Origin of the sequence: Rhizobium sp. YTUHZ044 (assembly GCF_051123975.1) — a bacterium.
Classification (GTDB): domain Bacteria; phylum Pseudomonadota; class Alphaproteobacteria; order Rhizobiales; family Rhizobiaceae; genus Rhizobium.
On record NZ_CP101426.1, the window covers coordinates 1,979,410 to 1,991,721 of the forward strand.

Sequence of the window (12,312 nt, forward strand, 5' to 3'; positions counted from 1 at the left end):
GTGATTTCCCCTCCCGCATCACCAAGCGAGGATATCATGGCCGAAGACATTATTGTAAAGGACAGCAACGGAACCCAGCTTCACGACGGCGATTCCGTGACGTTGATCAAAGACCTCAAGGTTAAGGGCACCTCGGAGACGCTGAAGCGTGGGACCTTGGTCAAAGGCATTCGCCTGACCGACAATCCCGGCGAGATCGAGTGCAACACCAAGCAGGTCAAAGGCCTCGTGCTGAAAACGGAGTTCCTGAAGAAGGCGTAGGATCTACCTGCGGTAGCCTATGGCTCCGTGGCCGCAACTTACGGCACTTCCTCGGTGATCACCTCGAAGCGGGAAAGCGTCGCCGGGCCGAAAGCCGTCGACATCGCGACGTCGGTGGCATCTCGGCCTGTCGCCATCAGAATTCTGCCGATACGCGGGGTGTTGTGGCGGGCATCGACCGTATGCCAGTGCCCGCCGAGAAAGACCTCGAACCAGGCGCTGAAATCCATTGGATTTGGATCGGCGGGAACGCCGATATCACCGAGATAACCGGTGCAATATCTGGCAGGAATATTCATGCATCGACAGAGTGCAATGGCGAGATGGGCGAAGTCGCGGCAGACGCCGCTCTTGTCGGTAAAGCCGCCATGCGCGGTTCTGAGAACGTCGGCCTTCTGATAATCGAAGGTGATGTGGTCATGCACGAAATCGCAGATCGCCTGCACGCGCGCCCAGCCGAGCGGCGTTGATGAGAAGGTCGCCCAGGCGAAATCCGAAAGCCTGTCTGTGTCGCAGTAACGGCTGCCGAGCAGGAAGACGAGCACTTCGTCGGGCAGATCCTTGATCGCGTGCTGCACCGCCTGGACGGGAACGATGTCGGCCTGCCCGGTGTCATAGATCTCGAACTCGGTGGAAATCGTCGTCAGTCCCGGCGGAGCGACGATCCGGCTGCAGGCATTGCCGAAGCCATCGGTATATTCCCACGCTTCGATCGGCCGGTCGAATGTCAGGACCTGCTCGCTCAGAAGATCGGCGCGACGGGAGGGATGAATGTTGAGGACCAGCAGCATCGGCGTCGGCTGTATGCATTCATAGCCCAGATGAAACCCGGCGCGTATCTTCATTGTGGCTTCCTCGTCCCTCCCGGCATGGGCGGAGGTGAGAATGGAACGTCGATCGCACCAACCCGGTTCCCGCGATGCAATTCCCCGGGGCAATGCATCATTACCCCTCGGTAATCCATGACTGCCGCGTGGTCACGTTGACCTGCACCGTCATGCCCTCGAAATCCGTCCCCTCCCCGTCATAGCTGCCGCTCAAAGGAATTGCCTGGCGCGGGTCGCGGGCAACGGCCACACGAATGAGATCGCGGTTGCCGACGATGCCGTTGGTCGGATCGAACTCAGCCCAACCGGCCCCGGGAAGATAGACCTGGCACCAGGCATGCGTGGAGCCGCCGCCGAGCACGGTCGAGCCGTCCCGGTCGGGAACGTAGACGTAACCGGTGACGAACCGCGCCGCCAGGCCGAGCGAGCGTGCCGCCTCCATCATCAGAAGCGCGAAATCCCGGCAGGTGCCGGAGCGAAGCCGCAAGGTCTGCAGCGGCGTTTGCGTTCCATGTTCCTGGCGACGTGCATAGACAAAGCTTTCGCGAATGGCATAACAGAGCGTCATCAGCAGGTGCCCGGTCTCTGTCGGGTGCCCCATGCGCACGAACTGGCGCGCCCAGCGGCCGACCTCATCGCCCGAATCCGGATAATGGCGCTGCATCGCCGGCGCAAGATCGGCGATTTCGTCCTTGTCGTAGGAGAAAGGATAGGTCAGCGCCGCCTCGTCGATCCGAATGTCCGGGCCGAACTGCGGCGTATGATCGAGTGTGATCCAGGTTTCGAAACGAAGCTCCACCGACGGCCGCGAAAAATCGACGAGCGCCACGCAATTGCCGAAAACATCGTGGATCCAGCGCACATGGCTTTGCTCCGGATAGGTGGTCAGCGACGCCTCGATCAGCCGCTGGTCGAAACTGTCGCGCGGCCGGAACATCAGGCGATGCTCGCCGAAATCGACCTCCCGGCGGTAACGATAGGACGTGATGTGGCGAACGGAGAAAATCGTCATGGACTGGCGCCGGCTGATTTGTTCACGTTGCTGCTCCTGCAGCGCCGCGCGTCTTATCAGACGCCGCAAGCGCCCTGCTCCTTTGCCTGCTCATCCCGATTTCTTGTCATATAAGCAGTTTCGAAAGATTGCTATTGTACCTTCACCGATCGACGGCAGAGCCGTCCAACCTGAGAGGATAACATGCATATCATCTGGGACGTTCTGACGCTTCTGCTGACCATCGGTTCGCTCTATGGCGGTCGCGAATACCGGATTATTCGCGCCCGTGCCCGCGCTCAGAATTGGGGCAACTTCTGACCCGATTCTGACGCCGCTGCCGGAACCTTTCGGTCGCGGTTACGTCGAATGACGTACAGCGGCGCCTTTAAGGAAATGCTGTATCAGTCGGGACGGTTTTCGTCCGTCCATTCTCTCTGTTGTGCTAAGCCCGCCTCACCCCAGGCGGGCTTTTTTCATGCAAGATTTGCCGCGTGTCGCCGGCAGCCGCCATTACCTATTGGCGCCGGCCGAAAGCACCCGATGGGTCGCATTATCCATTGCGTGGCTCGCCTCCTGTCCATCCTTCTTCAGCCCGTATGCGGTATTGCCGCAGCCGGAGAGCGTAAGCAGGCAGAGGCAGCAGGCGATGGCGATTGCAGCTTTTGGCATCGAGATTTTCCCTGATTGAACGAACCCCCGGAAAAATGACGCACTCCGAGCCAAAATCAATCCGCCGGCGGCCGGACATAACGCAGCACCTGCGCCGAATTGGTGCATCCGGCCGCTCCCTGTTCCGTCAAGAAACGGATTACTCGAGTTAAAGCTCTCCGAAATGTAGAATTGTTGGAAGGAAAGTGATTTGGATGCCGGTCGTCCGTGTATTTCCTCCTCATACCTCCGGAATTTCGCGACCGTTCCCTGAAATCTATCATTTTACTTAAATATCGCACTTAACCAATTGTTAGTAATAACCTTGCGTAACACGCACTTCGGCTTATGCTTTATTTAAAAAAGGAGAGGAGAGAATGTTTAGCAAAAGCCTGATCATGCCTTTCGGCTTCGCAATTCTTGCGCTAAGCGGGCTAATGTTCCAACTCGTCGCTTACCTGCTGGAAACACCCGTCACCGTGCTGCATCCTTGAGTGCTTAAGTTCCTCCAGGAGTGGAACTTTCTTTCGTTTCGTGCATTCTTGCGAGTCGTTTCACCAGGAGGGATCACTATGGAAAACGCAGGCGTGGGTTGGATTGCGGCCATCATCATCGGCGGCATCGCCGGATGGCTGGCAGAAAAGGTCATGAGCAGCAATATGGGCGTGCTCATGAACATATTGCTCGGCATCGTCGGCGCGATCGTCGCCAACTGGATCCTGGGTCTGCTGCACATCCAGCCGTTGGCGGGATGGCTTGGTTACCTGATCACCGGCTTCATCGGCGCCTGCATTCTGATCTTCATCGGCCGTGCCATCCGCCGCTGATTGTCGAGGCGCAACTGGCAGACATGACTAAAAGCCGGGCGCGCCTTGCGTCCGGCTTTTCTGTCCCGAATTCCATGTTCAGCGGCGGCTCAGCAGGCCGAAAAGATAGGCTACGCCTGCCGTTATCGCGAGCGCCATGATCGGTTCTTCGCGAACCTTGTCGCGCAGCCGTTCCGTCATCAGCGAAGCTTCGTCCGTAACCACCGACTTTGCCCCCTGCCCCAGCGCCCGCACACTGTCCGTCAATCTGGAGAGATCTTCACGGAGTGCCGTGACCTGCGCCGACAGATCGTCTGCTGCGATATCCGCCTTGACGCGCGCAGCGGTGGATTCGGCGGAAGCGGTTTTCATTTCTGCCATGGTCTGCTCCTGTTTCATGGGATGCCGCTTCAACGAAATGGCGGCCCGAAAGGTTCCGCCGGGAGCCGATCTTTTGTTCGCCATCAACGCCTTGCGTCGCCCTCGCGGCCATCCGCAGCTTTTCGCGTGACAACCCTTCATTTCCTGTCGGCTTTGTTTTAAGGAACGTCGAATGTCTGCCCGTGCGCGGGTCAATAAATGCTGCGAGGTTTGCGTTTCCATGTTCCATCTTCTGAGAAGAGCTGCTCAGACCTGGGTTGCCAAGTTGCTCCTGCTTCTCCTGGTGGCCTCTTTCGGCATCTGGGGCATATCGCGCGAGCTGATATCAGGCGGCAGCAGCACCACGGTCGTGACTGTCGGCGATCAGAAGGTGGGGGTCACCGAATTCCAGCTTGCCTATCAGCGTCAGGTGGCAAACATCGGCCAGCAGTTCGGCATGCGCCTTACGCCCGAGCAGGCCCGCGCCTTCGGAATCGAGCAGCAGGTGCTGTCACAGCTCGTTGCCGGCGCCTCACTCGACCAGCTCGCCGAAGATATGAACCTCGGATTGTCCGAGGATCGTCTCGCCCAGCTGATTGGCGACGATCCGGCCTTCAAGGCCGTCAACGGCCAGTTCGATCGCGAGCTGTTCGTTTCGCGCCTGCGCAATGCGAACATCCGGCAGGACGATTACATCAAGGAGCGCAGCAAGGTCGCCGTCCGCAGCCAGATCGTCGATGCCGTTTCCAACGGCTTTGCCGCGCCGAAGACGCTGATCGACGCACTGAAGCTCTATGGCGACGAAAGCCGCAGCGTTGACTATCTGCTGCTGACCAACGCAAATATCGAGCCGATCAAGGCCCCCGCCGATGACGTGCTGGCGAGCTGGTTCGAAGGCGTCAAGCAGCGCTACCGCGCGCCGGAATATCGCAAGATCACCTATCTCAAGCTGCAGCCGGCCGATATCGCCGATGCCGCGACCGTAACCGACGACCAGATCCGCGAAGCTTTCGAGAAGGGCAAGGATAGTTATCGCACGCCGGAAAGCCGGACGATCGAACAGCTGACCTTCACCAGCAAGGATCTCGCCACCGCCGCCGAAACGGCGCTGAAGAGCGGCACCAGCTTCGACCAGCTGGTCACCGACCAGGGCAAGACGGCAAGCGACGTGCTGCTCGGCGAGTTCACCAAGGACAAGGTTCCCGACCAGGCCGTCGCCGATGCCGCCTTTGCGGTGTCGAAGGATGGCGGCACGACGCCGGTCGTCGACGGCTCGTTCGGCCCGGTCATCCTGCGCATCACCAACATCAAGCCGGAAACTGTCAAGAATTTCGACGAGGTGAAGGAAGACATCCGCAAGCAGCTGGCGCTCTCCAACGCTTCTCAGGAAGTGATCAATGTTCATGACCGTATCGAGGATATGCGCGCCGGCGGCTCCACGCTCGAAGATATCGCCGGTCAGCTGAAGCTCAAGGCGGTGACCATCGACGCCGTCGATGCGACCGGCGCCGACAAGGACGGCAAAGAGGTCAAGGATCTTCCCGCCAAGCAGCAGCTGCTCGGCGAAGCCTTCAAGACCGAGGTCGGCGTCGATGCCTCTCCGCTTCCGATCGGCAATGACGGCTATGTCTGGTTCAACGTCCGCGAAATCACACCGGACCGGGACCGCCCGATCGCGGAGGTGCGCGAGAAAGCCGTCGAAGACTGGACGGCGGAGCAGCAGAAGGCCGAACTCGCCAAGAAGGCCGACGAATTGAAGGCCGAGGCGCAAAAGGGCGTAGCCCTTGCCGATATCGCGGCGCCGCTCGGCATTGCCGTCGAAAGCAAGAGCGGCATCACCCGCTCCACCGATGATCCGGTTCTCGGACGAGCCGCAGTCAAGGCCGCCTTCTCCGGCCCGGTCGATACGGTTGCGAGCGCGGTCGGCGCCGATCCCTCGACGCAGATCCTGATGAAGGTCACTGAGGTCAACAGCCAGCCGACCAGCGACGTGCTGAACAACCGCGATGCCCAGCTCACCGCCATGGCTAATGCCGCCGGCGATGATATTCTCGATCAGATGGTCAACCTCCTGCAGACGCAGTATGGGGCTTCGATCAACCAGACGCTCGCCGAACAGGCGACGGTCCGCTAGGAGGTTTTATGACCGATCTGAAGCCGTTCCTGGCCAAGGCCGCGAGCCGCGAGCCGCTGACGCGTGAAGAGGCCCGTGCCGCCTTCGACATCCTGATGTCGGGCCAGGCAACGCCCTCGCAGATCGGTGGCTTCCTGATGGCGCTGCGCGTGCGCGGCGAAACCGTCGACGAGATCGTCGGCGCCGTCACCACGATGCGGTCGAAAATGCTGACCGTCGAGGCGCCGGCCGATGCGATCGACATCGTCGGCACCGGCGGCGACGCCAGCGGCACCTATAATATTTCGACGCTGGCGGCGCTGATCGTGGCCGGCGCCGATGTGCCCGTCGCCAAACACGGCAATCGGGCGCTGAGCTCGAAATCGGGCGCGGCGGACAATCTGGCCGCACTCGGCGTCAATATCGATGTCGGTCCCGAGATCATCACGCGCTGCATTGCGGAAGCCGGCGTCGGCTTCATGTTCGCCCAGCTGCATCATTCCGCCATGCGCCATGTCGGCCCCTCCCGCGTTGAACTCGGCACGCGCACCATCTTCAACCTGCTTGGGCCGCTCTCCAATCCGGCCGGCGTCCGTCGCCAGTTGCTCGGCGTCTTCTCGCCGCAGTGGCTGGTGCCGCTCGCCGAAGTCATGCGCGATCTTGGCTCGGAATGCGTCTGGGTAGTCCATGGCGATGGCCTCGATGAAATCACCACGACCGGCATCACCAAGGTCGCAGCGCTCGAAGACGGCAAGATCCGCAGCTTCGAGCTGTCGCCCGCCGATTTCGGCGTCAGCCCCTGCGTGCTCGCCGATATCAAGGGCGGCGACGGTGTCGCCAATGCCGCAGCGCTCCGGCAGGTTCTGAGCGGCGCCCGGAATGCGTATCGCGATGTCTCGCTTGCCAACGCCGCCGCCTCGCTGGTCATCGCGGGCAAGGCCGAGACGATCCGCGACGGCATGGCGCTTGCTGCGCATTCGCTGGATAGCGGCGCCACGGCGCTCGCCCTCGACAAACTCATCGCCGTTTCCAACGATATCGATTAGGATTGGCCGATGACCGATGTCCTGAAGAAGATCGAACTCTATAAGCGCGAGGAAATCGCCGCCGCCAAGGCGACGGTGTCGCTTGCCGATTTAAAGGCGATGCAGGCCGATCAGTCAGCGCCCCGCGGTTTCCATAAGGCGCTTGTTGCCAAGCGTGAGGCCGGCCAGTTCGGTCTCATCGCGGAGATCAAAAAGGCAAGCCCATCCAAGGGGCTCATCCGCCCGGACTTCGATCCGCCGGCGCTGGCAAAGGCCTATGAAGCCGGCGGCGCGGCCTGCCTGTCCGTGCTCACCGACACGCCGAGCTTTCAGGGTGCACCGGAATTCCTGACGGCGGCCCGTGCTGCCTGCGCCCTGCCGGCGCTGCGCAAGGATTTCATGTTCGAGACCTATCAGGTCCACGAGGCGCGCGCCTGGGGTGCCGACTGCATTCTGCTGATCATGGCGTCGCTGAGCGATGACGATGCGGAGCGTCTGCAGGACGAAGCTTTCTCGCTCGGCATGGATGTGCTGGTCGAGGTTCACGACGCGCCGGAAATGGAACGGGCGCTGAAGCTATCCTCGTCGCTTATCGGCATCAACAACCGCAATCTGCGCACTTTCGACGTCAGCCTGACGGTCAGCGAGACGCTTGCCTCTATGGTGCCGGCCGACCGGCTGCTCGTCGGCGAAAGCGGCATCTTCACCCATGCCGATTGCCAGCGCCTGCAGGCCGTCGACATCAATACCTTCCTTGTCGGCGAAAGCCTGATGCGCAAGGACGACGTGGCGGCCGCCACCCGTGCGCTGCTCTTTGGCGAAGCCGCCATCGCGGCCGAATGATATGAGCGGCGCAAAGCCCGGCCTGACCCATATCGATGCCTCCGGCGAGGCGCATATGGTCGATGTCTCCGATAAGGCCGAGACGGTGCGCATCGCCACCGCCGAGGGCCATGTGAAGATGGCGCCGGAAACCCTCGCGCTCATCCGCCAGGGCAATGCCAAGAAAGGCGATGTGATCGGCACCGCGCGCCTTGCCGGCATCATGGCGGCAAAACGCACCGCCGATCTCATCCCGCTCTGCCATCCGCTGATGCTGACCAAGGTCACGGTCGAAATCGAGGAAGATTCCGCCCTGCCCGGCCTGCGCGTCATCGCCACCGCCAAACTGACTGGCAAGACCGGTGTCGAGATGGAGGCGCTGACCGCCGTTTCGGTCGCTTGCCTGACGATCTACGACATGGCCAAGGCCGCCGACAAGGCGATGGAGATCGGCGGCGTCAGGCTGCTCGAAAAATCCGGCGGCAAATCAGGCGATTTCCGTCATCCGGAGGCAAGATGAACCTTCTGCCGGTCGCCGACGCCTTGGACCGCCTGCTCTCCCGCGCCAAGCCTGTCGCGGCGTCTGAGACGCTGCCGCTTGCCGAGGCTGAGGGCCGTGTGCTGGCCGCCGATTTGACGGCGCGGCTGACCCAGCCGCCCTTCAATGCCTCGGCCATGGATGGCTACGCGCTGCGCCGGGAGGACGCGCCGGAGCCGGGCGCCGTGTTGAGGGTCATCGGCGTGTCATCCGCCGGCCACGGCTTCGGGGGAAGCGTGGGCCAGGGAGAGGCCGTGCGTATCTTCACCGGCGCGCCTGTTCCGCCAGGCGCCGACAGCGTCCTGCTGCAGGAGGATGCGGAGAAGATCGACGGCGGCATCAGAACCACCTTCCCGGTGCGGCAGGGCCAGCATGTGCGCCCCCGCGGTCAGGATTTCGCCGAAGGTGAAGCGGTGCTGCCTGCCGGCACCGTGCTCGATTTCTCCCGGCTGACGGTCGCGGCCGGCATGAACCGGCCCGATGTCGAGGTTCTCAAGCGCCCGCTGATTGCCATCCTCGCAACCGGCGACGAACTGCTGCCGCCCGGAAGCAAGCCCGGACCTTCGCAGATCATCGCCTCCAATACCTTCGGTATCGCAGCCCTTGCCCGCAAAGCCGGCGCCGATGTGCTCGATCTCGGCATCGTGCCGGACGATAAGGCAGAAATTACCGCGGCGGTCGACAGGGCCCGGGATGCCAAGGCCGATGTCATCGTTACGCTCGGCGGCGCGTCGGTCGGCGATCATGATCTGGTGCAGGTCACGCTGATCGACGCCGGCATGCAGCTCGACTTCTGGCGCATCGCCATGCGCCCCGGCAAGCCGCTGATGGTCGGAAGCTTCGGCGAAACCCATGTGCTCGGCCTGCCCGGCAATCCGGTCTCAAGCCTCGTCTGTTCGCTGCTGTTCCTCGAGCCGCTGATCCGCAAGCTCGCCTCCCTGCCGCCGGTGCGACGTGAGACGACGGTGGAAGCAGCCGTCACACTGCGCGCCAATGATCACCGGCAAGACTATATCAGGGCGAGGCTTTCGAAATCCACGGCCGGTAACTGGCTAGCCGAACCGTTCGGCAAGCAGGATTCCTCGATGATGAAGGTGTTTGCGCGAGCCGACTGTCTCATTATTCGCCCGCCGCATGCGCCGGAACTGCCGGCCGGAGCAGCCTGCCCGGTCTTGCTATTGCGGCCGGATCTTCTCGTATAGTCTCGCCTCTTCCCGATCAGGAGAGCGAAAAAACGCCCGCTTGCACCGCGCTACCGCTCGCGGCCGCGCCGAAGTCCGCAACCGCCTGTGTCGAGATTCGCCGGAGTTCTCGATCGGGCAAATAGGCCCGCTCGGGATCGCCGACCAGCACCTCGATGCCGCTTGCCCGGCAAAGCCGCAAGAAAGCCATCACCCGCAGGGCAAGCGAGGGATCATAGAAAAGATCGCCGACCACAATGAGATCAGCCGCTTCCGGCGGCGGCCCATCGAGAATATCGGCGGCGACTGCCGAGATGGTCACGTCATTGATTGCCGCGTTGAGACCGATCGCGGCAATCGCATTGGCATCGACATCGACCGCCGTCACCATTGCTGCTCCAGCCTTCGCTGCAGCGATCGCGACCAGCCCGGAGCCGGCGCCGAGATCGAGGACGCGTCGGCCGGCAACGATTTCCGGCCGGTCGAGCAGATAACGGGCAAGCACGGCGCCGCCGGCCCAGGGATAGGCCCAGTAAGGCGGCGGATTGGCTTCTCCGCGACCGGCAAGCCGCCAGAGGCCGCTCGCAGGCCCAGCAGTGTGGAGCAGGATCTCGGGGATTGAGGGGACCGCTGAGATCGGCAGATTGGCCTTGACGAAGGCGGCCGGATCGACGCGACATATGCCGGAGCGTTTCATCGTCGTCTGATCCTGCCGGTCAAGAAATCACGTGGCGATCACAATCAGCCGGGCTTCTTCTTCGAGAATTTGCCTTTCGGCCCAGCGCCGCCCTTGCCCTCATGCTTGCCGCCGTCGAATTTCGGCTTGTCATATCTTGGCTTGTCGGATTTCGCGCCATCGTAGCCGGGCTTGCCGGCCTTTTTGTTCCAGGGCTTGGCGTCGCGCCGTTCCCCGCCGCCATTTTCGGCTGCGGCATAACCGCCGCTCGAACCCTTGCCGAACTTTTTCTTCGGCCGTTCGTCGCGGAACGCCTCGCCCGGCCGTTCGTCACGGGATGCCTTGCCGGCATAGGGTTTCGGTGATGGCGCGCGGCTGAAATCCGGCGTGCCGGCGAGCCTCGTCACGCGGATGCCGCGTTCGAGCGCCTTGTTCGGTCCGATCGCATTCAGGAAGCTCTCGGCGCTCGCTGCCGCGATCTCCACATAGGTTTCCTCGGGCTGCATCTTGATCGCGCCGATCTCGCGCTTCGTGACGTTGCCGTTGCGGCAGAGCATCGGGATCAGCCAGCGCGGCTCGGCATTCTGCTTGCGCCCGACCGAGACGGAGAACCAGACGCTCGGGCCGAAATCTTCGCGCGGGCCCTTTTGCGCCGGCTCGAAGGGGGCGGCATTGTCGCGGCGCTTACGGCTGCGATCGTCATGAACGGCAACCTCAATCAGATCTTCCGGCGCCGAACGGTTGGTGCGGTAGAGACGCAGGAAAGCGGCGGCGAGCTTGTCGGCGCCGTGGCTCGCGAGAAGCTGCTGCACCAGCTTCTGTTCTTCCTCCTGCGGCGCGTCGTGAAAGACCGGGTCGGCAAGCAGCCGCTCGTCGTCGCGCTCGTTCACCTCTTCGGCCGACGGCGGCCGCGCCCAGGCCGCCGAAATGCCGGCATTCTCCAGCAAACGCTCGGCCTTGCGCCTTGCACTCAGCGGCACGATCATGGCGCTGATGCCCTTGCGCCCGGCCCGGCCGGTACGGCCGCTGCGGTGCAATAGGGTTTCCGGATTGGTCGGCAGGTCGGCATGAATGACGAGATCGAGGCCCGGCAGGTCGATGCCGCGGGCGGCGACGTCGGTTGCGATGCAGACGCGGGCGCGGCCGTCACGCATCGCCTGCAGCGCGTGGCTGCGCTCGTTCTGCGTCAGCTCGCCGGACAGCGCCACGACGGAGAAATTGCGGTTGTTGAAGCGCGCGGTCAGATGATTGACGGCGGCACGCGTCGAACAGAAGACGATGGCGTTGGTCGCTTCGTAATAGCGCAGCACGTTGATGATCGCGTTCTCGCGGTCGCTCGGGGCAACGACAAGGGCGCGATATTCGATATCGACATGCTGCTTTTCCTCGGCCGCGGTGCTGATGCGCACGGCGTTGCGCTGGTAGCTCTTGGCGAGTCTGGCGATTGCCGCCGGCACGGTTGCCGAAAACATCAACGTCCGGCGCTCGTCCGGTGCCGAATCGAGGATGAATTCCAGGTCCTCGCGGAAGCCGAGGTCGAGCATCTCGTCGGCCTCGTCGAGCACGGCGGCCTTCAGCTGCGACATGTCGAGTGCGTGTCGGCGGATGTGGTCGCAGAGTCGGCCGGGCGTGCCGACGACGATATGGGCCCCGCGCTCGAGCGAGCGGCGCTCGCTGCGGATGTCCATGCCGCCGACGCAGCTGGCGATCACCGCGCCGGTCATTTCATAAAGCCATTCAAGTTCGCGCTTCACCTGCAGGGCAAGCTCCCGCGTCGGCGCGATGACCAGCGCAAGCGGGGCGCCGGCAGCACCGAAGCGCTCGCTACCGTCGAGAAGCGTCGGCGCCAGTGCCAATCCGAAGGCGACGGTCTTGCCGGAGCCGGTCTGGGCGGAGACCAGCGCGTCCGAAGCGGCAAGCGCCGGATCGAGCATCGCCTGCTGTACCGGGGTAAGTTCGGCGTAACCGCGCTTCTGCAACGCCTTGGCGATCGCCGGAACGACGCCGTTGAATTCTGTCATGAGTTCGATCTTTCGGAGCTTTCAGGCGCGAAATGCGCCA

General features: G+C 62.6%; 13 protein-coding genes. 7 read left to right on the forward strand and 6 right to left on the reverse strand.

The genetic code is table 11. The annotated features are described in order from the left end of the window. Positions 1-36: 36 nt before the first annotated feature. Positions 37-261 carry an alkylphosphonate utilization protein gene (locus tag NL154_RS09855; RefSeq protein WP_184459645.1) on the forward strand — a complete coding sequence of 75 codons (225 nt, stop codon included), beginning with the start codon at positions 37-39 and terminating at the stop codon, positions 259-261. A 38-nt stretch (positions 262-299) separates the two neighbouring features. Here NL154_RS09855 and NL154_RS09860 read toward each other — a convergent pair whose 3' ends face one another. The 3 genes from NL154_RS09860 to NL154_RS09870 all read right to left on the reverse strand — a co-directional run bounded on the left by NL154_RS09860 (position 300) and on the right by NL154_RS09870 (position 2,751). Then, entirely contained in the window at positions 300-1,106 is an 807-nt protein-coding gene (locus NL154_RS09860) for a transglutaminase-like domain-containing protein (RefSeq protein ID WP_210631266.1), read from the reverse strand. Positions 1,107-1,206: 100 nt separating this feature from the next. Continuing rightward, positions 1,207-2,100 (reverse strand): transglutaminase family protein, encoded by an 894-nt coding sequence (locus NL154_RS09865; protein WP_210631265.1) that lies wholly within the window; start codon positions 2,098-2,100, stop codon positions 1,207-1,209. 492 nt (positions 2,101-2,592) lie between these two features. Beyond that, complete coding sequence (locus NL154_RS09870; protein WP_221147703.1) at positions 2,593-2,751, reverse strand: entericidin; 159 nt, start codon at positions 2,749-2,751, stop codon at positions 2,593-2,595. Between the two features lie 551 nt (positions 2,752-3,302). On the opposite strand from NL154_RS09870, the gene NL154_RS09875 reads away from it, so the two are divergent. Further along, complete coding sequence (locus tag NL154_RS09875; protein WP_064802691.1) at positions 3,303-3,557, forward strand: GlsB/YeaQ/YmgE family stress response membrane protein; 255 nt, start codon at positions 3,303-3,305, stop codon at positions 3,555-3,557. A 78-nt stretch (positions 3,558-3,635) separates the two neighbouring features. On the opposite strand, the gene NL154_RS09880 is transcribed toward NL154_RS09875, so the two are convergent. Continuing rightward, the gene (locus NL154_RS09880; protein ID WP_184459666.1) at positions 3,636-3,917 is read right to left on the reverse strand and encodes a hypothetical protein; all 282 of its coding nucleotides are present in this window, start codon (positions 3,915-3,917) and stop codon (positions 3,636-3,638) included. Between the two features lie 220 nt (positions 3,918-4,137). On the opposite strand from NL154_RS09880, the gene NL154_RS09885 reads away from it, so the two are divergent. Genes NL154_RS09885 through NL154_RS09905 form a run of 5 tightly spaced genes read left to right on the forward strand, consistent with a single transcriptional unit; the run spans position 4,138 to position 9,596 of the window. After that, on the forward strand, positions 4,138-6,030 hold the full coding sequence (locus NL154_RS09885; protein ID WP_210631264.1) for a peptidylprolyl isomerase: 1,893 nt from the start codon (positions 4,138-4,140) through the stop codon (positions 6,028-6,030). 8 nt (positions 6,031-6,038) lie between these two features. Then, complete coding sequence (gene trpD, locus NL154_RS09890) at positions 6,039-7,055, forward strand: anthranilate phosphoribosyltransferase (RefSeq protein ID WP_434733973.1); 1,017 nt, start codon at positions 6,039-6,041, stop codon at positions 7,053-7,055. A gap of 9 nt (positions 7,056-7,064) precedes the next feature. Next, on the forward strand, positions 7,065-7,877 hold the full coding sequence (gene trpC / locus NL154_RS09895) for an indole-3-glycerol phosphate synthase TrpC (protein ID WP_434733974.1): 813 nt from the start codon (positions 7,065-7,067) through the stop codon (positions 7,875-7,877). A gap of 1 nt (position 7,878) precedes the next feature. Then, entirely contained in the window at positions 7,879-8,376 is a 498-nt protein-coding gene (moaC, locus tag NL154_RS09900; RefSeq protein ID WP_221147707.1) for a cyclic pyranopterin monophosphate synthase MoaC, read from the forward strand. Continuing rightward, positions 8,373-9,596, forward strand: coding sequence for a molybdopterin molybdotransferase MoeA (locus NL154_RS09905; RefSeq protein ID WP_430961862.1), 1,224 nt, complete (start codon positions 8,373-8,375; stop codon positions 9,594-9,596). Before moaC ends, NL154_RS09905 begins: the two co-directional genes overlap by 4 nt. A gap of 16 nt (positions 9,597-9,612) precedes the next feature. On the opposite strand, the gene NL154_RS09910 is transcribed toward NL154_RS09905, so the two are convergent. Both NL154_RS09910 and NL154_RS09915 read right to left on the reverse strand, forming a co-directional pair. Further along, positions 9,613-10,272, reverse strand: coding sequence for a class I SAM-dependent methyltransferase (locus NL154_RS09910; protein ID WP_221156405.1), 660 nt, complete (start codon positions 10,270-10,272; stop codon positions 9,613-9,615). 44 nt (positions 10,273-10,316) lie between these two features. Beyond that, complete coding sequence (locus tag NL154_RS09915) at positions 10,317-12,272, reverse strand: DEAD/DEAH box helicase (RefSeq protein ID WP_221156407.1); 1,956 nt, start codon at positions 12,270-12,272, stop codon at positions 10,317-10,319. Positions 12,273-12,312: the final 40 nt, after the last annotated feature.

Coding starts and splice junctions, on each gene's coding strand:
- NL154_RS09915 (WP_221156407.1), bottom strand. CDS start 12,272: ATGACAGAATTCAACGGCGTCGTTCCGGCGATCGCCAAGGCGTTGCAG.
- moaC (WP_221147707.1), top strand. CDS start 7,879: ATGAGCGGCGCAAAGCCCGGCCTGACCCATATCGATGCCTCCGGCGAG.
- NL154_RS09885 (WP_210631264.1), top strand. CDS start 4,138: ATGTTCCATCTTCTGAGAAGAGCTGCTCAGACCTGGGTTGCCAAGTTG.
- NL154_RS09905 (WP_430961862.1), top strand. CDS start 8,373: ATGAACCTTCTGCCGGTCGCCGACGCCTTGGACCGCCTGCTCTCCCGC.
- NL154_RS09865 (WP_210631265.1), bottom strand. CDS start 2,100: ATGACGATTTTCTCCGTTCGCCACATCACGTCCTATCGTTACCGCCGG.
- NL154_RS09870 (WP_221147703.1), bottom strand. CDS start 2,751: ATGCCAAAAGCTGCAATCGCCATCGCCTGCTGCCTCTGCCTGCTTACG.
- NL154_RS09875 (WP_064802691.1), top strand. CDS start 3,303: ATGGAAAACGCAGGCGTGGGTTGGATTGCGGCCATCATCATCGGCGGC.
- trpD (WP_434733973.1), top strand. CDS start 6,039: ATGACCGATCTGAAGCCGTTCCTGGCCAAGGCCGCGAGCCGCGAGCCG.
- NL154_RS09880 (WP_184459666.1), bottom strand. CDS start 3,917: ATGGCAGAAATGAAAACCGCTTCCGCCGAATCCACCGCTGCGCGCGTC.
- NL154_RS09910 (WP_221156405.1), bottom strand. CDS start 10,272: ATGAAACGCTCCGGCATATGTCGCGTCGATCCGGCCGCCTTCGTCAAG.
- trpC (WP_434733974.1), top strand. CDS start 7,065: ATGACCGATGTCCTGAAGAAGATCGAACTCTATAAGCGCGAGGAAATC.
- NL154_RS09860 (WP_210631266.1), bottom strand. CDS start 1,106: ATGAAGATACGCGCCGGGTTTCATCTGGGCTATGAATGCATACAGCCG.
- NL154_RS09855 (WP_184459645.1), top strand. CDS start 37: ATGGCCGAAGACATTATTGTAAAGGACAGCAACGGAACCCAGCTTCAC.